We start from the raw sequence: 19,158 nt of genomic DNA on the forward strand, positions 1-19,158 counted from the left end.
GTGCCGGCAGGCATGAATCGTCACGCCCGCTGGCAAGCACGTTGGCAGCGTCTCGCGTCAGGCGGTATGCAGGCAGCGACGTGTCAGTGCAACGAAGTAGGCCGCGCCCCAGGTGAGCGCCGCATCGTTGAAGTCGTAGGCGGGGTTGTGTACGGCGCAGCCGCCGTGCGAGTCCGTGCCATTGCCCAGCAGCACGTAGCAGCCGGGCACGACCTCGGTCATCCAGGAAAAGTCTTCGCTGCCCATTACAGCATCGGGCATGTGGATCAGGCGAGCGGCGCCGACCAAGGACGTAATCGTGTCGATGGCGATATCGGTTGCCGCGCGATCGTTGATCAGCGGGCGCGAGATCGCGCGATAGTCGATGACGGCGTGCGCGCCATAACTGTGCGCTTGGGCCGCGGCCATGTCCTGAATGCGGGTCTGCAACAGCTGGCGGGTATCGGCGTCGAGCGCGCGCACCGACAGCTTCAACGTCGCCGTATCGGGAATGACATTGTGTGCATCGCCGGCATGGAATGCGCCGACGGTGATCACGGCGGCGCGGGTGGGCTCGACATTGCGAGATACGATGCTTTGCAGCGCGGTGACGATGCCCGAGGCGGCGAGAACAGGATCGCAACCCTGGTGCGGCATCGCGCCATGCGCGCCCTTACCGGTCACGGTGATCGTGACAGAATCCGACGACGCCATCGCGCAGCCATGGCGCAGGGCGAACGTACCGACCGGCAGGCCCGGCGCGTTATGCAAGGCGAACACCTGATCGCAAGGGAAGCGCGTGAAAAGGCCATCGTCGATCATCCGCGATGCGCCGCCCAAGCCTTCCTCTGCCGGTTGGAAAATAAGATTCAACGTGCCATCGAATGTCTCGCGCGTTGCAAGACGATGTGCGGCAGCCAGCAAGATGGCGGTATGCCCGTCGTGTCCGCAGGCGTGCATCGTTTTTGAGACGGTGCTTTTGTACGGCAGGCTGCCGGCCTCTTCGATGGGCAAGGCATCCATATCGGCGCGCAGGCCGAGCGTGCGTGTCGACAAGCCGCGTTTAAGTTGGCCCACCACGCCGGTGCCGCCGATGCCGGTGGTCACGTCATAGCCCCATTCGCGCAACTTGCCGGCGACCAGCGCGGCAGTGCGCGTTTCCTCGAAGCCCACCTCAGGGTGTGCGTGAATGTCGTGCCGGATGGCGATGAACGCGCCTTCTGCTTCGCGCATTTCCGCGACCAATTCCGTCATTGCTGTTGCTTGCTGCGTCATGTCTGTTTGCTCCGAAACCGCCTGGTCCACGTGGTGCGGTAACGCGATTCCTGCAGGGGCGTCACCGACGAGAAGGAGCGTAAAGCGGGCGGATCGGAACAAAAAAGCACGAATTTTGATACGTATAACCGTTGGTGATATATTCCGCATTATGAAAATTCAACAGTTACGGGCACTGGTCGCGATCGCGTCGTCGGGCAGCATCAATGCTGCGGCGAAGGTGTTGCACGTCACCCAACCGGCCGTGACGAAAGCGATGCAAGAGCTCGAGGCCGATTTCGGCGTACGATTGCTGGAGCGCAACCCACGCGGTGTGGTGCCGACCGCCGAAGGCGAGGTGCTGTTGCGTCGTGCGCAGACGGTGGTCCGTGAACTTGAACGCGCGCAGGAAGAGATGGCGCAGATCAAGGGTGCGCGCGAGGGGACATTGGTCATCGGCATCACGCCGATTGCCGGCACTGCCGGCATGACAGAGGCGTTTATCGCGTTCCGACGCCACTGGCCGCTCGTGAACGTGGAATTTCGGGAACTGGGTTTCAACCAACTCAATGAGCAGTTGCGCAACCGCACGCTCGATCTCGCTTTCGGTGCTTTTTCCAAACCGCCGACGATCGATGCCGGCTCGGTGAGCGAGCTGGTCGCCTTCGAGACGACTTTTGTCACGCGAGCCGGGAGTGCGTATGCGGATGCGCGAACGTTGGAAGCGCTACAGAGCGCCGAGTGGATTCACACGGACGTAACGGACGCTTATCTGGCCTATGTGGAAGCGATGTATCGCGGGGCCGATCTGGCGCCGCCGCAGCGGATTACGCGATGTACCTCGTTCGCGCTTTTTTATGCGCTGACGTTTAACACCGATGCCGTGTGCAACTGGACGCGTCACTCGCTGGAGAGTACGGCGCAGGGGCGAACGCTTATTGCGTTGAATCTGCCTGTCGAGCCGCCGCCTCTGCATCTGTATTTGCTTTCCCCGCCCGCTGCGCAGTTGACGCGACCGGCGGAGTACTTCGTCCACTGCATCACGCAGACGACGAGACCGTGAGCGATCCATGGCAAATCAGTCGACATCTTGTCTCGTAAAACCGTCCGGTGTTCACCGACTCGTGATCGTCGAAGGCATCATGGGGTCGGGCAAGTCAACGACGATGCGGTTTATTACGCGACACCTTCGAGAAGCGGGGCGAGCACAAACAGCCACGAAAGGCCGACTAGCTTGCTTGTAGAGCCGGCAATTCGAGAACAGACTGTGACAATGACCGGCAACGAAATGGCCAAAAAGCGGGAGGGGGAATTGGGAGCAACGGAGATCGAACGAGTTTGGGCCCGCGTCTACGGCAATCCCGCATGGTCTGTTAAAAAGGGCCATGGAAGTTTTTTGACCCTCGAGTTTGGAACGCCCTCTCTGCAAATACGCGAGCCGATAAAAGTTTCGCCCCATACTTCGGAGAGCGTGCGTGACGCTCTGACGCGCAGGCGGACCCATGTAGTCGGCGAGTGGCATTTGTGGATCTATTGCTGTAATTGGTCAATCTTGTTTAAGGGACAAGAAGCCGCACATAGCGAGTCGCCTGATAGCACTATCCAGTCCGCAGTCGAGCGACTTGACGGACAGCGGATTACTTCCGTCTCGGACGGCCCGCTGCTCGGCTCGTGGTGTTTCACCTTCGATCAAGGCGGCACGCTTACAACGTCGCCATATGAAGACGATCCTTCGGATGAGCAATGGCTGCTTTATGAGCGAGAATCGGGCTGGGTTTTAACGGCTCGGGCAGACAACCACTACTCCTATGGCCCAAGCGACCAACGTTGCGACGAACAAAATTGGAAGAAGATCTAGGTTTTGATCTGAACTGCTAGAACCGAATGGTCTTAGGAAACCGGGCAGGTCAGTGCATCCGGTCGGAGATCAGTCCTCATTCGACTTGACGTTTATCGCGCCAATTGGAATTGCAGCGTCCTTTGCACGCATCATTAGGTGAAATCCTAGAACGCGTCGTTTTCGGGACTATTCAACGAGCGTTGTTTCTGTCCGCAGCGCTGCCAGGATGCTCAACCTCGAACATAGAACAATTCTTGCTTCTCTTCCCCCTACCGCCAATGCGACGACGCACCGGGGTTACGTCTCACCCCGCCCGCCCATACCGAGTTACGAGTGCATGCCTGCAAAAAAACTATCTCATCCTCGTCCTAAAAAGACGCCCCCCCGCGTCGGTTTTATCCGTGTCAGGGGCGCACGCGAACATAACCTCAAGAATATCGACGTCGACATACCGCGGGATGCGATGGTCGTTTTCACCGGCGTCTCGGGTTCGGGGAAATCGTCCCTGGCATTCGGTACCTTGTATGCAGAAGCGCAGCGACGCTACTTCGAATCGGTCGCGCCTTACGCCAGGCGCTTGATCGATCAGGTGGGCGTGCCCGAAGTCGATGCGATTGAGGGCTTGCCACCTGCAGTGGCACTACAGCAGCAGCGCGGTACGCCCAGCGCGCGCTCCTCGTTGGGGACGGTCACCAACTTGTCGAGCCTGGTGCGCATGCTGTATTCGCGAACCGGACTGTATCCACCCAAGCAGGCGATGCTCTTCGCTGAAGATTTTTCCCCGAACACGATTCAAGGCGCTTGTCCTACCTGTCACGGATTAGGACGTGTCTACGAGGCGACGGAAAAATCGATGGTCCCGGATGACACGTTGACGATTCGACAACGCGCGGTGGCGGCATGGCCGCCTGCATGGCAGGGGCAAAATCAACGAGACATCCTGGTGACCCTGGGTCATGACGTGGACAAGCCGTGGCGCGATCTTCCCAAAAAGCTGCGTGACTGGATTCTGTTCACCGACGAGACACCGACCGTCCCCGTTTACGCCGGGCTTTCTCCCGCGGAGACCCGAGCCGCACTGAAGCGCAAGGCGGAGCCCAGTTATCAAGGGACGTTCACCAGCGCCCGGCGGTACGTGCTGCACACGTTTGCGACCACGCAGAGTGCGTCGATGAAAAAGCGTGTCTCGCAATATATGGTCAGCGGGGCCTGTCCCAGCTGTCATGGGAAGCGATTGAAACCCGAGTCGCTTTCGGTGACCTTTGCCGGCTTGGACATCGCGGAAATGGCGAACCTGTCTCTGAGGCAATTGGCGTCTGTCCTCGAACCGGTCGCGCAAGGGCTGCGCGACGCGCAGGGGCGGAAGCAAGGCGCAGCAAAGGCGACGCGCGTCGAGGCGGCGGAGAACGACACGTTAAGCCTCGCGGAGCGCCGCGCCGCAGCTGCGGCGCGACTTGCTGCAGGCGGTGCGTCGCATGCTGCCTCGCCTGACGTACGGCGCTCACCGCACCAGTCCGATGAGAAGCGCATCGCCGCGCAACGTATCGCCGTCGAGCTATTGGAGCGCATCACGGCTTTGACCGATCTCGGACTCGGTTATCTGGCGCTGGACCGAAGTACCACCACCTTGTCATCGGGCGAGCTGCAGCGTTTGCGCCTGGCAACGCAGCTTTCATCTCAATTATTCGGTGTGGTCTATGTTCTCGACGAGCCGTCGGCGGGTTTGCATCCGTCCGATGGGGATGCCCTGTTTGGCGCCTTGCAGCGACTGAAAGCGGACGGTAATTCGCTCTTTGTCGTCGAGCACGATCTGAGAACGATGCGGGGTGCCGATTGGTTGGTGGACGTAGGGCCAGGTGCCGGGACGCACGGCGGTGAAATTGTCTACAGCGGTCCCCCTGCGGGTCTGGCGGAGGTCGAAGCCTCGCAAACACGAGCATATCTATTCGGCGAACAGACGCCAATCCAACGCGCCGCGCGAGCGCAAACGCGTTGGCTTCGCCTCGCGCATGTCACTCGTAATAACGTGCGCGATCTCGATCTCGCCTTTCCGCTGGGGTGCTTCACGGCGGTGACGGGCGTATCCGGATCAGGCAAGTCCAGTATCGTCAGTCAGGCCTTGCCGGAGCTGCTTGCCGCTGCACTGGGTGTCGCGCCAGACACAGATGCCCAGGACGATGCCGACGCGCTGCTTCCCGATGCACCCACCGAATCCGGCGGTGAAATCGCCTCGGGCTTGGAAGGCATCCGACGCCTCGTGCGCGTCGATCAAAAGCCGATCGGTCGTACGCCACGCTCGAATCTGGCTACCTATACGGGCTTATTCGATCATGTCCGCAAGCTGTTCGCGGCAACACCGTTGGCACGCAAACGCCATTACGACGCGGGCCGGTTCTCCTTCAATGTGGCGAAAGGACGTTGTCCGGCCTGCGAAGGGGAAGGGTGGCTGAGCGTCGAATTGCTCTTCATGCCGAGCGTGTATGCGCCCTGCTCGCGGTGCGGCGGGAAACGCTACAACGACGAGACGCTCGAGGTTTTGTGGCAGGACGCCAGCATCGCCGATGTGCTGGCGATGACGGTTGACGAGGCGGCAACGTTCTTCGCGGAAGAGCCGACCCTTGCGCGTGTGCTCGATCTGCTGCGCAGTATTGGCTTGGGCTATTTGCGTCTGGGGCAGCCGGCAACCGAGCTATCGGGCGGCGAAGCGCAACGCATCAAGTTGGCAACGGAATTGCAGCGCGCGCAACGCGGCGACACGCTCTATATCCTGGATGAACCCACTACCGGGCTGCATCCCCTCGACATCGATCGACTGCTAGGCCATCTGCAAGGCTTGGTGGATGCCGGCAATACGGTGATCGTCGTGGAACACGATATGCGCGTGGCGGCGCAGAGCGATTGGATTATCGATATCGGTCCCGGTGCGGGAGACCAAGGTGGTAGGATCGTCGCGAACGGTCCGCCAGAGGCCGTCGCCAAGTGCGTGGAAAGTAGAACGGCACCATATTTACAAGAAGCGCTGACGGGACGTCCGCGGTAGGCGCGCGCGGGCGAATCGGTCAGAACACACACCAGGAGGAAGACATCATGCAACGCCGACATTTTTTCATCACTGCGGGAATGGCCGCGGCCGCAAGCACGCTTAGCGTGACGACCCAAGGAGCCATGGCGCAAGGAACTGGCCGGGATGGGTATGTGTTACCCGTGCCGGAGAACCCGTCGTTGCCTGTCCTCGGCACCGATCACCGTTTTCCGATTCGCCGCATCTATTGCATCGGCCGCAATTACCTTGCGCACGTCGAGGAACTGAAGCACGACCGCAGTCAGCCGCCGCTGTTTTTCCAGAAGCAGCGCGATATGCTTGTGCAAAGTGGCGGGTCGGTCGTCTATCCCTCGTTGACGCAAGATTACGAACACGAAATCGAATTGGTACTCGCGATGAAGTCGGGCGGTATGAATATTAAGCCGGAGGATGCCATGCAACATGTCTATGGCTATGCCGTTGGCCTCGATATGACGCGGCGCGATCTGCAAAACCATGCGCAGGAGATTCGGGGGCCATGGGAGGCCGGGAAGTCCTTCGAGCAGTCGGCGCCGTGCTCCGCCATCACGCCGATCGCCAAGACAGGTGTCTTGAAAGAGGGACGCATCCGCTTGACCGTCAACGACGCTACCGCGACCGATGGCGATCTTAAAAATATGATCTGGAATCAGGCGGAGGTGATTGCCCACCTTTCCACTGCGTTTGCGATCGGTCCGGGTGATTTGATCTACACCGGCACACCTGCAGGCGTGGGGAAAGTGAAAAGCGGCGACAAGATGGTGGCGTCGATAGATGGGCTTAGCACGCTGGTGATCACCGTTTCCTGATGGCATGAAACGGTGACGGCAAGCAGGGATAGACCACATCTCGACAGGCACAGCCTGCGGTCTATCCCCTTGCCGGCGCGGGCGCCGCTACTACAGCACGACCAGCGTCTCTAAAAAGTCCTGCGTCATTTCTTCTGCCAGCAAATCGGGAAGCAAGGGCTTCAATGCCTGCAACGTAGGCGCCGACATATGCGCCTTCAGTGCCGCCTCATCGGTCCAGCGCTCGTACGTGACGAATCGGCCCGGTCGTTTCTTGTCTTCGAGCAGGGTATAGGCGAGACAACCGGGCTCTTGCCGAAATGCCTTCACTGCAGGAAGCAACTGTTCGCGAAGCGACTCGATACGATCGGGCTTCGCGATCATTGTTGCGATGATATAAAGATCGGACATTCTGTTGAACCTTTCAAAGTGGCATCTTGTTGCACAAGCGCAATTTCCGTACCCACTTGACCGTAACGAATGTGCCGGCGCGAACCGCTACCGTAACGTCGGCGGCGCGGCGCAATCTTTTTGAATCAACGTACGCACGAAGGTGCTGAGCAATGCCGCAATCTGCTCCGGTGCTTCGAGGGGCGAAAGATGGCCGATCTTGGGAAGCACGGTCAAGCGCGCCTGCGGTATGCGCGCGAGCACTTCACGCCGTATAACCGCGGGCGGATCGACACGATCGTTCTCCCCGGATATCACGATCACCGGCACATCGATTTCCGTCACGGCGCGCGCGATGTCTTCTTGACTCGTCGCCAGCGGCCAGGCCGCCTTGGCGGCCGGTGAGCCGGCCAGGCTGTCTTGAATTACCGTTTCCAGATCGTCGGCGTCGAGTCCATCCGGTGCGAGCACCTGTTCCACCGTGGCGATGATGCTCGCACGCGTGTCATACGCATGCGTCATTCCTTGGCGGGTGGCGAGGTCCAGGCCGAGCGCGCCCGGCGGTGCCGGCGCGATCAAGGCCAGGCCGATCAAACCGACGGGCTGGCGCGACGCGATCAGTTGCGCGACCTTGCCGCCCATCGAATGCCCTACCAGGATGAAGCGTTCGAGGTCGAGCGCGTCGATGATGCCTTGTGCATCGTCGGCCATATCCGCCACGGTATAGCCGCTTTCCGGGGCATCGGACTTCCCCCAACCGCGTTGATCGATGGCGATCGTGCGGAATTGCGGCTCCAGCGCTTCGATGACGTGGTGCCAAGTACGCGATGACCCGCCCCAATAATGCAGAAAGACGAGCGCCGGTACGCCAGCGCCGCGTTGTTCGACGTGCAGTGCAATGCCATTCGACGCGATGTGCATGATGGCGCTCCTTTCCGTTTAGGCTGCCGCTTGCAAAATGAAACGCACAACGGCTTGCGGCTGAGAGAGCATCGGGACATGACTGGCGTCGACATGCATGACCGTTGCGTTCATCCGAGCCGCCATCCGTGCTTGTTCCCGCGGCGGAATCGCGTGGTCCTGATCGCCGATCAGGTAAAACGTCGGCCGGGTCCTCCAGGCCGCCTGGCTGAGCACGCCACCCAACGCCGCGCCATTGATCGGCCCTTGCGTGGCATAGGCGATCGCTTTCTCGTCTTCGTCGAGATCCTGCGCGAACAAGTCGTAAATGCCGGCGCGGGTCAGCTTCAGAAAGCCTTCTGCATCGGGCCGGATCTCGGCGCTCAAGGGCGCGCTGTCGAACTGGGCGAACAGGGTTCCGGCGGACTCTCCGCCATCCGGCGCGAACGCGTCGATATAGACAAGCCGCGCAACCTTCGGATCGTTGCCCGCTTCGCCAATGACAGCGCCGGCATAGCTGTGACCTACCAGAACGACGTTGCCCTCCGTCAGCGCAATGGCGCGTCGGACGGCGGCGACATCGGCTTCGAAGCTGACGAGCGGCAATTGCACGGCCGTGACCTGCAAGCCTTCGGCGTTCAGCAGCGGAATAACCTTGGCCCAGCTCGAACCGTCGGCCCATGCACCGTGCACCAGAATCACATTTGAGATACCGTTCATTTTTCGCTCCGTGTATGTCGGCGTTTGCCGTGTCGTGAATCGATGACTGCATTCTAGGGAGAATCGATGACGGCAGAAATGACATATTTAGCGCAAATCCTGCCATTCCGAGATAAGCCCATGCCGCAAGCCGATTTATCCAGAAGCATCTGGTTTGTCGTTTTCCCCGGTTTTGAACTGCTGGATCTCGGCGGTGCGCTATGTGCCTTCAATCTGGCCGTCGATTTCTATGGCGCGGCCTACGACGTGCATATCGTGTCCGCCACGGGTGGCATGATCCGCGGTTCATCGGGCGTCGAAATCAAGACGGTACGGTCACCGTCGACGAACCATCTGGACACGCTGATGGTGGTGGGGGCGCCGACGGCCGAGATCCTCGATGATCAAACGCAGACCGCGGCCTTCATCCGGACCGTCGCGATACGTGCGCGACGGAAGGCCAGCGTGTGCACCGGTGCCTTCCTTCTGGCAAAAGCGGGCTTATTGAACGGGCATCGCGCCACCACCCACTGGCGCTATACCGCTGAATTGCAACGGCGCTATCCGCTGATCAAGGTTGACGCCGATCGCATTTTTATTCGGGACGACGCTCTTTGGACCTCCGCGGGCATCACCGCCGGTATCGACCTCGCATTGGCGATGATCGAGGAGGATTGTGGGATAGAGATATCCAAGGCGGTGGCGCGTGATCTGGTTGTCGATCACCGCCGTAGTGGCGGCCAATCGCAGTTCTCGACGATGCTTGCGCTGGAGCCGGCGCCGGGACGCATTCGCGATTGCCTGGCCTATGCGCGTACCCACTTGCGTGAGCGCCTCTCTGTCGAACAACTGGCCGAGGTGGCGCGCATCAGTCCGCGGCAGTTTGCGCGTCAGTTCGTTGCCGAAACGGGCGAGACGCCGGCGCGCGCGGTAGAGCGCTTGCGTTGCGAGGCAGCTATTCCCCGTATCGAGGGCAGCAGTGCGCCGCTCGAACAGATTGCGGAGCAGGTTGGCTTTGGCGATCTCGAACGGATGCGTCGCGTGTGCATCCGCATTTATGGACAGTCACCGCAAGCCTTGCGTCGTCGTGCCCGATCGGTCGAGACGGTATGACGGTGGCCGCGCTCACGAGCACGTGACGACCGCGCTTCGCCAAGCACGGCTTCGTGCTGTCCCGTCATATCTCGGTAATCGCGCTGGACAGAAACAGGCAGATCAGTGCGATCAACGCGGCGATGCCGACGGTGGACGCATACGGCTGAACGTGGCGCCTATCGTGCGGCGACATTGGCGCGGCCGCTTTGCGCTTGAACAAGGCGGGGAGGCCGAGATAGGCGATGCCCATCAGGACCGTCACGATCATCGAGTCGCGATCCGTGCACGCCCGGGTGCTCCAGAGAAACGCGGCGGCATCGACGATCATTGATCCCCACTTCAGCAGCGGGCCATTCACCTCTTGCCACAGCGCGGACTCTTTCGAGACGGCTTTGGTCAGCATATTGAGCGCGCGCAACGAGATCGCGCAGGTGAACAACGACCCCGCCGAGAAGACACTGGCCCACTCGCGTTGCCTGAGATCAACAGTGGCTTTCGGCACCCAGTGTGGAAAATACAGCGATATCAAGCCGCTGATGCCGAATAAGGCGAACAGCTCCAGACCGCCGAGTGCCAGTTGCTTGTATGAAGTAGGAGCGAAACGCACGGAATCCTTTCGATGCAGATATGAGCGGGAGACCTCGCCCCTCGATACTCGCCGAAATGGTACACGCGCCGGTTTTCATTTAGCCGACGGCCATGTCGCTCCGCTGAAACACAGACCCTTGTCGCGCAAAATCGCGTGATCGTCCATGCCCTTACGCTGCACCATAGGTCCGTGCGAAGAACGCCGCGGTCACGCAAAACGTCAACGCCAAGGTGCCGATTCGCACGAGCCGCTGCGGCGCGCGTCGTCCGATATGCGCACCGCTATAACCGCCGACGATGGCCGCGATCATCATCGTCACCGTTTCCTGCCACTGCACGGCGTGGGCGACGATAAAGATCAGGACCGCGCTGATGTTTGCGGCGCTGACCAGCAGCGTGCGGGGCGCGTTCAATTCCTTCAGATCGCGTCCGTCGAATAGACCCCAGATGGCGATCATCATGATGCCGACGGCGCCGCCAAAATAGCCGCCATAGACCCCGAGGCAAAACTGGACGACGACGATCACGCTTCGGGGGGGATGGCGTTGCGCGCGTAGCGCTTCGCCTACCCGACGCCCGAACGCAAGCGCGACGCTCGCCAGCAGTAAAAGCCAGGGCAAGACAAAAGAGAACGCTTTGGCCGACGAATACAGTAGCAATACGCCCCCGACGCTGCCCCCGCACAAGGTGGCGATAAGCAGCGCGCGCAGACTCGCGTCGCCAATCGGTCCGGTGTTGGTGCGATACGCCCAGGCGCTTGCCACCCCGCCGGGAAACAGGGCAACGGTGCTCGATGCATTCGCCTGAACAGGCGGCACGCCCGCGGCAATCAAGGCTGGCAGACTGACGAAGGAGCCACCCCCGGCGAGCGCATTCATTGCACCTGCCAGAAAGCCCGCACCGGAGACAAGAAGAAATGGGTTCATAAGCAGGATGCTAGCCGCCGCGGCAGGGCGTCACAATCTGGCAATCCCCATGCTAGACTTCGGAAAAACCGAAGGCAGAACACGTCGGCAGGAGGCAGTGGACAGCATGCGATTCGATTTGACCGACCTGCGACTGTTCCTCTCGGTAGTCGATACAGGGAGCCTGACACGCGGTGCGCAGGAACAGCATCTTTCGCTCGCCGCCGTAAGCGAAAGAATCGCCGGCATGGAGGCCGCGCTGGGGACGCCGCTGCTAAGCCGCAACCGGCGCGGAGTCAGCCCGACGGCCGCTGGCGAGGCGCTGGTCCGACACGCGCGGGCGATTCTCGGGCAGATCGAGCACATGCGCGGAGAGCTGCGCGCCTATGCGACCGGCTTGAAGGGACGTATCACCTTCCTGGCCAATAGCGCCGCCTTGGCCGGGCACTTGCCGCAGCACTTCACGCGTTTCCTTCTGGCTTATCCCGATTTGTCGATCGATCTCGACGAGCGACCCAGTCCGGATATCGTCAAAACGCTTGCCGAAGGGCGAGCGGATCTGGGCATCGTCGCCGATTTTGCCGATCTGACCGCCGTTCAAACGCGTCTGCTCATGCAGGATCAACTTGCGGTGATTGCGCACCGATCGCATCCGATAGTCAATGGTGCCCCGCTGGCTTTCGCCGACATTCTCAAGGAGGCGTTTATCGGTCTATCCGACGCGGCCTTGGAGAAGCATCTGGCAGAACGTGCTTCACGAAGGGGGCGCACGTTGGACTATCGCATCAGACTGCGGAGCGTCGAGGACCTGGCGGATATGGTCGAAGCCGGCGTGGGTGTGGCTGTCGTCTCGATGGCATCGATACAGCGATTGAATCGTTCGGGATTGGCCGTGTCGCCCCTTGCGGATGGTTGGGCGACGCGACGTCTGCATCTCTGCGCACGTGATTTCGACGCGCTGACCGCGCATGCGGCGCTGCTTGCACAGTTGCTGATACGGTCGAATTAACGCGGTAATCGCTGCTGTAGACGATGGCGACCGAATCGCGCCCGATTGGGACGCGGGAAGGGGACGACCGGGCTTCGGCCGTCCAGGTATGACTCGTGGAATTACGCGTACGACGCGTTTTAGAGCGTGGCAACGGGGTGATCCCCGCGCCGCACCTCGCCATTGCGGCGAGGGTCAGTCACCCAGAAATTCCGGCTCGATCTGGATGTTCTTCTCGCCCGCTGCCTTCTTTTCCCAGTAGCGCTTGACCCAGTTCTCGAAGGTCTTGCCCGCTGCCGTATCCTTGCCGGTGAAGGCAATGGTGCTCAGATCGGCGTAGGAAATGATTTCCTTTTCCTGCTTGCCGAGCGGGATGATGCGGACGAAACAGTCCTTGAACGCGGCCTTCGATTGGCGGTCGTACAGATAGCCTGCGATCGCTGTCCCGTTCTTGCGCGTGATCGTCACGTCGCCGCGATAGTCGAACGCCTTCTCGATCGCATCGCGGACTTCGGCTTCCGTCGTCAATTCGGGCGTCCAACCTTCGAGGCGTTCGTGAACCGTACCCGCCGCGTTTTCCTGATCGTCCGGGCTGACGTTCGCCACCGGCTGTGCGGCGGTATCGATTGCCAGGATGCCTTGCTTGTCCTTGGCCGCCTTGCGTTCAGCCGCCGGCACGAACACCATCGGCGCTTCATGCGTCTTGGTTTTCCAATTCGCGAGCAGGTCCGTTGCGCCCTTGTCGTCGTACTTGTCGAACAGCATCGCCTTGACGGTCTGGAACAAGCCCTTGAATGAACCGAACGTGTAGTTCACGCCGCTGGCTTCATAGCCCGAGTGGACCATGCAGTTCGCGCACTTCGGATTGCCGCTTTCCGTGCCGTATTCGGACCACTTCACGCTTTCTATCAGCTCGTCGAAGCTGTCGGCATAGCCGTCTTGCAGCAGGTAGCACGGCTTCTGCCATCCGAAGATGCTGTACGTCGGCATGCCCCACGGCGTGCACGTCAGCTCTTTTTTGCCCATGAGAAATTCCATGAACATCGGCGAGGCGTTGAAGCGCCAGCTTTTCTTACGGTTCGACAGGATCGCGCGGAACAGCTTCTTCGAGCGCGCGCGGCCGAGGAAGTGGGCCTGGTCGGGCGCCTTGTCGTACGTATAGCCGGGCGACACCATCATGCTTTCGACGCCCGCCGTCATCATTTCGTCGAAGTGCAGGCGGACGCTGTTCGGATCCGCGCCGTCGAACAAGGTCGTGTTCGTCGTGACGCGGAAGCCAGCGGCCACGGCCGCACGTACGCCTTCCATCGCAATGTCATACCCGCCTTCACGGCATACCGAGAAGTCGTGATGTTCGCGCTGACCGTCCACGTGGACCGAGAAAGACAGATATTTGCTGGGCTTGAACAGGTGCAATTGCTTGGACAGCAGCAACGCGTTCGTGCACATATAGACGTACTTCTTGCGCGCGACGAGGCCTGCGACGATTTCCGGCATTTGCGGGTGGAGCAAAGGCTCACCGCCCGGGATCGCGACCATCGGCGTGCCGCATTCCTCGACGGCCTTGAAGCATTCTTCGGGCGTCAGTTGCGACTTCAGGATATGCGCGGGATATTGAATCTTGCCGCAGCCTGCACACGCGAGATTACAGCGCATGAGTGGCTCAAGCATCAGGACGAGCGGATAACGCGCTCGACGCATGAGCTTTTGCTTTAGAACGTACGTGGCGACCGTCCAAGCTTGTGAAATGGGCACTCCCATGCTGCTGATTCTCCTTGAATAACCTATAACCTGAAAGGACATTCCCGCTCGTACGCCTTGGGGCGAGTACGTGCGGTGCCGGGTTCGTGTCTTACGAAACCCTTTCCTATCAAGAAAACTACGGTATCGATTAGTGCATTGATATGCGTGCGGAACGCATTGGACCTTCGCATGTACCGGATTATAGCGCTTGCACGCTATAAGCTGGATCGTTGACCGGGCAGCAAACGCGACTTCGGGCACTTAAACGACAGTGGGTGCGAAGCTTATTCGAGGAGCATTGTCCCCGGGATTGCGGTTTCTTGCTCAAGACCGCTTCCGGGGTGCGGGAAAGAAAATATAAGTTATTGAAAAATAGGTGGATTTTAATGACTGATCAGTGCGCCGCTTCGACGCGCTTTTATTCGCGGTCGCCGGCCCACGCGAGCGGGCGTCGCTGCCGCCACGGGTGAGATCGCTCGAGCTGTCCCGCGAGCTGGAACAGGACATCCTCGCGGGCAAAGCCGCTCGCGAATTGCATGCCGACAGGTAAGCCGGTCAGCGGTTCTTGTCCAAGCGGCACCGACATGGCGGGAACCCCCGCCACATTGAAAATGGGTGTGAACGGGGAATGGCGAAACACACGATCTGTCCATTCCCGCCCGTCCATTGATTCCGCGCCTGCCGCATAGCGCCCGATGCGATCCGGCCTGCTCGGTAGCGTTGGCGTCAGCAGGACGTCGAATTCTTCGAACCAGGCGCCCACGGAGCGCGTCAAGACGTTCCGCATTGCGAGGGCGTCGGCAAACGCCGCAGCGCTCGTCTGCTTCCCATAGCGAAGGCAGGCTAGGGTGGCGGGTTCGAGGGTCGTATCGTCCATTGGACGCCCGGTGAATGTTGCAAGCCCTTCGATCCAACCCACGAGTGTCCCGCACCAAATCACGGCGTTTCCGCTGACCAGGGATTCCCACGAAACGCCGAGTGCCGGCGTGACCTCGAACACATCGTGGCCTAGCGCTTCCAGATGCTTCGCTGTCGCGAGGGTCGAGGCGGCGATGTCGGCATCGGTGCGTTCGCCGTTCCAGGGATCGACCATAACGCCTATCTTCAATTTTCGCGGGTCCCGCTCGACCTCCGACAGAAAACTGCGAGCGGGCGCCGGCGTAATGTAAGGATCGCCGGTTGCATGTCCTTGTATTGCATCCAGCAAGGCGGCGCTGTCCCGAACCGAGCGACTGAGTCCAAGCTGAACGCCGAAACCGGCAAAAACCTCATCCAAGGCGGGGCCGTTGGAGCTTCTCCCGCGCGTGGGCTTAAGGCCAAAGAGTCCGTTGTAAGCGGCGGGTATCCGAATGGACCCCGCTGCATCCGTCGCATGCGCCAGCGGTACGATACCCGAAGCAACCGCGGCCGCCGACCCGCCGCTCGACCCACCGGCGCTCAGCGTCGGATCCCAAGGGTTACACGTTGCGCCGTGCAATAGTGATTCCGTGGTGGTACTGAAAGCCATTTCCGGTGTGGTCGTGCGACCGAGCGTGACGAGGCCGGCATCTCGAAAACGCGCCATGAGCCAGGAGTCATTGGCGGCGATTACCCCTTCGGCAAGCCGACTCCCTAATTCGCAGCGCTTGCCTGCCATCGATACGGCCAAGTCTTTTATGAGAAAAGGTACCCCTGCCAAAGGCCCGTTCGCCGTCCGGTCGACGTGTCCGCTTTCTTCGATCGACCAATCCTCGATCACCGCATTGATGCGTGGATTGACGCGCGAGGCGGCCTTTCGCGCGACCTCGCTCAATTCGGCCGCCGTGACATCGCCTTTTTGCACGAGTTCTGCCAGGCCGACTGCGTCGTAAGCGGTGTATTCGCTGAGTTTCATCATGTGCTTCCGTGTGTAAAAGCAAACGATAGTGGAATGGGGATGGGATAATTAGTCGGCAAAATTGGCAAGCACTGTCCCATCAGCGGGATAATGATCGAGTGACATTCCATGGGTCGTGGATCCGCTACCATCGAGACCAGCGCCAATGACGAGAGATTTGAACGACACGCTGGCCTTCGTCCGTGTCGTTGAAGCGGGTAGCTTTACCGCCGCAGCGTCGGCGCTGCAAATCCCGAAGACGACGATCAGCCGACGCGTTCAGGCGTTGGAGCGTCACCTTGGTGCGCAACTTCTCCACAGAACGACTAGGAAGCTCCGGCTGACGGAGGCCGGGTCTGCGTACTTCGAACAATGCGCGCCGATTGTGCGACAGCTCGCGGCAGGCGAGACCGCGGTGCATCGGATTCACGGCAAGCCGCGGGGCTGGCTTCGCGTGACCCTTCCGTATTCATTCGGCGTCGCGTGGATTGCGCCGTTGATCGCGGGTTTTCGGACGCGCTATCCGGACGTCAGGCTGGAGCTTCTCGCATCCCATGTTCCGATCGATATGTATGCGGAAGACATGGACGTTGCATTGCGGCTTGGCGTGTTGCCCGATTCGACGATGATCGCGAGGCGCCTCGGCAGCTTCGCGACGGGCGTGTATGCCAGTCCTCGGTATCTCACATTGCACGGAAAGCCGGAGACGCCGATGGCATTGAAGGACTATGCCGCACTGGCGCTGCATCAGGCGCGAAGCGAATCGGGTTATAGCTGGCCGATGCAACAGCGTGGGCGCAAGGCCAAGCACTACGCGATCGATCCTTTTATCGTGGCAAGCGATCCTGCCTTTCTGCTCGACGCGGCGCGCGCGGGCCAGGGACTGATCTTGGGGATGGACGAGGGCATGGCCCATGATATCGACGCCGGACGTTTGTGCCGGGTTCTGCCTGCACGGGTAGGACCGCCGCAAGAGCTGAATGCCGTATTCCCAGGGGAGCGATTACCGTCGCCAAAGGTTCGTGCGTTTATCGACTATCTGAAGGAGCGGCTGACGTTTTAGGCCCCGGGCTGAATGGCTTGATTGACGGGCACGATTTATAGCGAGGCTATCGTGCCACCCGAGGCTAGGCCGACGGATCCAGGCGTATCGAAAGACGCTGACATCCGCGGCTCAGGGTTCCAGGATCACCCGGCCCAGCACCGCGTTTTCCTCGATATAGCGATGTGCCGCTGCGGCTTCCTCGAGCCGAAACCTGCGGTCGAGAACCACTTCCAACTCGCCTCGCGCTACTTGCCCGAGGAGTGCCTCGACGTCTTTCTGGGTGTTCGGTGCAGTGAAGCTCGCACGCAGGCTTACGCCCAGCAGCGAGATATTGTTCGTCATCGCGGGCCAGAGGTCGGGCCGCATCGGTTTTTGGCTGGCGCTGCCGATAAGCAATATCCGACCAAACGGCCGCGTGGCAGCGGCGAGTTGGATCGCCTCGATGCCGACACTGGCCACGCGGTCGCCGATACGCTAGCCGAGATCACTGCTGCCAACCGCGATGAACGTCCCTGCCGCTGCATAACCCGGCACGTAGTTTGGCGCGGGTGGCGTCATGCTGCTGCGCGCGAAGAGGTCACCGCCTTCGATGGCAATCGCCGCGACGCGCAGCAAGACCTCGTTTGCCTTGCAGACCGGATCGCGCAACGTCGCGTAACGTAATACATCGGGCGGGCCGGCGTTGTCATAGACCGATGCTTTCACGTGAACCTCCTTGGATTTGTTGGACGCAGTGGGGTAAGCCGTGCGCGAGCCGGACCGTCGTACGTGCCGAGGCGGAATGCCACCGCCCGGACAGATCGCGTTTCCCTTGCCAGTCATCTTTCATCGCTCCAGGATAAGGGGCTCAAGATCGCTTTTGAATTACCTCTTGCACTGGCGCATGCAGATCGCATGCACGCTGCTCGAGAAAACGCGACGCAACGTTGCCGAAGTCGCGCACGAGGTCCGTTACGAATCCGAAAGCGCTTTCAGTGCCGCCTTCAATAAAGTGCTGGGGATTCGGCCGGGCCAATATCACCGAAGTCTTTCGGACATCAACGCCTGACTACGACGGCTTGTCCTGCCGGATCGATCGCTCAGCGTGCGATCGTCGACGGCCAGGCGCGCGTCAAGGTATCCCGCATGTGTTTCGCGAAGCGCTGTACCGCGACAGGCAGTGCATGAGACGGGAGGTACAGGTTGATGGCATAGGAGGGAAGCGGCGGCAGGCCGTCGCTTGCCGACAGGATGTGAAGATCGGCCGGCACCGTGCCGGCCAGCCAGGCGCCGACGGTGAGGTCGGCGCTGACCGTTGCCGTCGTGGCTTCTAGATTGCCGTTCTCGAAAACGGCGCGCCAGTCGCGTCCATGCACGGCCAACGCGTCGAGGAGCGCTGGACGGAAGGCACAGGTGTCCGACACGATCGATATCGGCAGGGGCTGCTTCAGATGCGCATTGCCCTCCTTGGCGCCCACCCACACCAGACGCTGGACGCTGAGACACTCCCCCGCCGAGGGGCCGACCGGCTCTTCGACGATCGCAAGGTCGATCTCGCCATTGCGTAACGCGATCAAGAGATCGGGTGACGCCGCACAGGTCAAGCCGATTTCCACCATTGGGTGGAGCGTGCCATAGCTGCGCAAGACGGGGGCGATGCAGGTTCCCACCAGATCATAGGGTACGCCCAGCCGGACCTTGCCCGCAGCGGTGGATTGGGCCATGTCATGCCATACCGCATCGTTCAGCTCGATCAGACGGCGTGCGTGCCCCTGCAGCCTATCGCCGGATGCGGTGAGCCGCAGACTGCGCTGGCCGCGGATAAACAACGCACAGTCCAGAATTGCTTCCAGACGCTTGATCTGTTGGCTGACCGCTCCCTGCGTCTGCGACAACACATTGGCGGCTACCGTCATGCTGCCATGGTGCGCAACGACGGAGAACGTTCGGATTAGTTGAAGGTCGAGGTTTCGGTACATCGTCGCATTATGATTGCTAATGCGAGGCATCACAAGAATTCGATTTTGTAATGCCAAGCCTTGCGATAGC

19 protein-coding genes are annotated in these 19,158 nt (G+C 60.6%); 8 read left to right on the plus strand and 11 right to left on the minus strand.

Annotation, left to right across the window (positions count from 1 at the left end):
* Window positions 1-57: 57 nt before the first annotated feature.
* Window positions 58-1,254 carry a M20 aminoacylase family protein gene (locus ABEG21_RS18005; protein ID WP_347557995.1) on the minus strand — a complete coding sequence of 399 codons (1,197 nt, stop codon included), beginning with the start codon at window positions 1,252-1,254 and terminating at the stop codon, window positions 58-60.
* A gap of 151 nt (window positions 1,255-1,405) precedes the next feature.
* Here ABEG21_RS18005 and ABEG21_RS18010 point away from each other — a divergent pair, with 151 nt between their 5' ends.
* The 4 genes from ABEG21_RS18010 (at window position 1,406) to ABEG21_RS18025 (ending at window position 6,943) form a co-directional block, all read left to right on the plus strand.
* A complete protein-coding gene (locus ABEG21_RS18010; protein WP_347557996.1) occupies window positions 1,406-2,296 on the plus strand; it encodes a LysR family transcriptional regulator in 891 nt (296 codons plus the stop codon).
* 210 nt (window positions 2,297-2,506) lie between these two features.
* Complete coding sequence (locus ABEG21_RS18015; RefSeq protein ID WP_347557997.1) at window positions 2,507-3,091, plus strand: hypothetical protein; 585 nt, start codon at window positions 2,507-2,509, stop codon at window positions 3,089-3,091.
* 319 nt (window positions 3,092-3,410) lie between these two features.
* Window positions 3,411-6,113, plus strand: coding sequence for an excinuclease ABC subunit UvrA (locus tag ABEG21_RS18020; protein WP_347557998.1), 2,703 nt, complete (start codon window positions 3,411-3,413; stop codon window positions 6,111-6,113).
* A 125-nt stretch (window positions 6,114-6,238) separates the two neighbouring features.
* Window positions 6,239-6,943: a fumarylacetoacetate hydrolase family protein gene (locus tag ABEG21_RS18025; RefSeq protein ID WP_347557999.1), complete on the plus strand. Its 705-nt coding sequence runs from the start codon at window positions 6,239-6,241 to the stop codon at window positions 6,941-6,943.
* 90 nt (window positions 6,944-7,033) lie between these two features.
* On the opposite strand, the gene ABEG21_RS18030 is transcribed toward ABEG21_RS18025, so the two are convergent.
* The 3 genes from ABEG21_RS18030 to ABEG21_RS18040 form a co-directional block, all read right to left on the minus strand.
* Window positions 7,034-7,333, minus strand: a complete 300-nt coding sequence (locus tag ABEG21_RS18030) for a putative quinol monooxygenase (RefSeq protein WP_347558000.1) — start codon at window positions 7,331-7,333, stop codon at window positions 7,034-7,036.
* Between the two features lie 87 nt (window positions 7,334-7,420).
* Window positions 7,421-8,233 (minus strand): alpha/beta hydrolase, encoded by an 813-nt coding sequence (locus ABEG21_RS18035; RefSeq protein WP_347558001.1) that lies wholly within the window; start codon window positions 8,231-8,233, stop codon window positions 7,421-7,423.
* A gap of 18 nt (window positions 8,234-8,251) precedes the next feature.
* Window positions 8,252-8,932, minus strand: coding sequence for an alpha/beta hydrolase (locus tag ABEG21_RS18040; protein ID WP_347558002.1), 681 nt, complete (start codon window positions 8,930-8,932; stop codon window positions 8,252-8,254).
* Window positions 8,933-9,052: 120 nt separating this feature from the next.
* Here ABEG21_RS18040 and ABEG21_RS18045 point away from each other — a divergent pair, with 120 nt between their 5' ends.
* Window positions 9,053-10,024, plus strand: coding sequence for a DJ-1/PfpI family protein (locus tag ABEG21_RS18045; protein WP_347558003.1), 972 nt, complete (start codon window positions 9,053-9,055; stop codon window positions 10,022-10,024).
* 64 nt (window positions 10,025-10,088) lie between these two features.
* On the opposite strand, the gene ABEG21_RS18050 is transcribed toward ABEG21_RS18045, so the two are convergent.
* Together ABEG21_RS18050 and ABEG21_RS18055 are read right to left on the minus strand one after the other, a co-directional pair.
* Window positions 10,089-10,613, minus strand: coding sequence for a hypothetical protein (locus ABEG21_RS18050; RefSeq protein ID WP_347558004.1), 525 nt, complete (start codon window positions 10,611-10,613; stop codon window positions 10,089-10,091).
* Window positions 10,614-10,764: 151 nt separating this feature from the next.
* Entirely contained in the window at window positions 10,765-11,520 is a 756-nt protein-coding gene (locus ABEG21_RS18055; RefSeq protein WP_347558005.1) for a sulfite exporter TauE/SafE family protein, read from the minus strand.
* Between the two features lie 106 nt (window positions 11,521-11,626).
* Here ABEG21_RS18055 and ABEG21_RS18060 point away from each other — a divergent pair, with 106 nt between their 5' ends.
* Window positions 11,627-12,508, plus strand: a complete 882-nt coding sequence (locus ABEG21_RS18060) for a LysR substrate-binding domain-containing protein (RefSeq protein ID WP_347558006.1) — start codon at window positions 11,627-11,629, stop codon at window positions 12,506-12,508.
* Window positions 12,509-12,682: 174 nt separating this feature from the next.
* On the opposite strand, the gene hpnH is transcribed toward ABEG21_RS18060, so the two are convergent.
* Together hpnH and ABEG21_RS18070 are read right to left on the minus strand one after the other, a co-directional pair.
* Complete coding sequence (gene hpnH, locus ABEG21_RS18065) at window positions 12,683-14,290, minus strand: adenosyl-hopene transferase HpnH (RefSeq protein ID WP_347558007.1); 1,608 nt, start codon at window positions 14,288-14,290, stop codon at window positions 12,683-12,685.
* Window positions 14,291-14,648: 358 nt separating this feature from the next.
* Window positions 14,649-16,103 (minus strand): amidase, encoded by a 1,455-nt coding sequence (locus ABEG21_RS18070; RefSeq protein WP_347558079.1) that lies wholly within the window; start codon window positions 16,101-16,103, stop codon window positions 14,649-14,651.
* Window positions 16,104-16,251: 148 nt separating this feature from the next.
* On the opposite strand from ABEG21_RS18070, the gene ABEG21_RS18075 reads away from it, so the two are divergent.
* A complete protein-coding gene (locus ABEG21_RS18075) occupies window positions 16,252-17,148 on the plus strand; it encodes a LysR substrate-binding domain-containing protein (RefSeq protein ID WP_347558008.1) in 897 nt (298 codons plus the stop codon).
* Between the two features lie 111 nt (window positions 17,149-17,259).
* Here ABEG21_RS18075 and ABEG21_RS18080 read toward each other — a convergent pair whose 3' ends face one another.
* Entirely contained in the window at window positions 17,260-17,589 is a 330-nt protein-coding gene (locus ABEG21_RS18080) for a zinc-binding dehydrogenase (protein WP_347558009.1), read from the minus strand.
* A gap of 15 nt (window positions 17,590-17,604) precedes the next feature.
* On the minus strand, window positions 17,605-17,835 hold the full coding sequence (locus ABEG21_RS18085; RefSeq protein WP_347558010.1) for a hypothetical protein: 231 nt from the start codon (window positions 17,833-17,835) through the stop codon (window positions 17,605-17,607).
* A gap of 76 nt (window positions 17,836-17,911) precedes the next feature.
* Between ABEG21_RS18085 and ABEG21_RS18090 the strand changes: the two genes are divergently transcribed.
* Entirely contained in the window at window positions 17,912-18,178 is a 267-nt protein-coding gene (locus tag ABEG21_RS18090) for a helix-turn-helix domain-containing protein (protein WP_347558011.1), read from the plus strand.
* Window positions 18,179-18,209: 31 nt separating this feature from the next.
* On the opposite strand, the gene ABEG21_RS18095 is transcribed toward ABEG21_RS18090, so the two are convergent.
* Window positions 18,210-19,118: a LysR substrate-binding domain-containing protein gene (locus tag ABEG21_RS18095; RefSeq protein WP_347558012.1), complete on the minus strand. Its 909-nt coding sequence runs from the start codon at window positions 19,116-19,118 to the stop codon at window positions 18,210-18,212.
* Window positions 19,119-19,158 lie beyond the last annotated feature (40 nt).

Source organism: Robbsia sp. KACC 23696, assembly GCF_039852015.1.
Taxonomy (GTDB): domain Bacteria; phylum Pseudomonadota; class Gammaproteobacteria; order Burkholderiales; family Burkholderiaceae; genus Robbsia.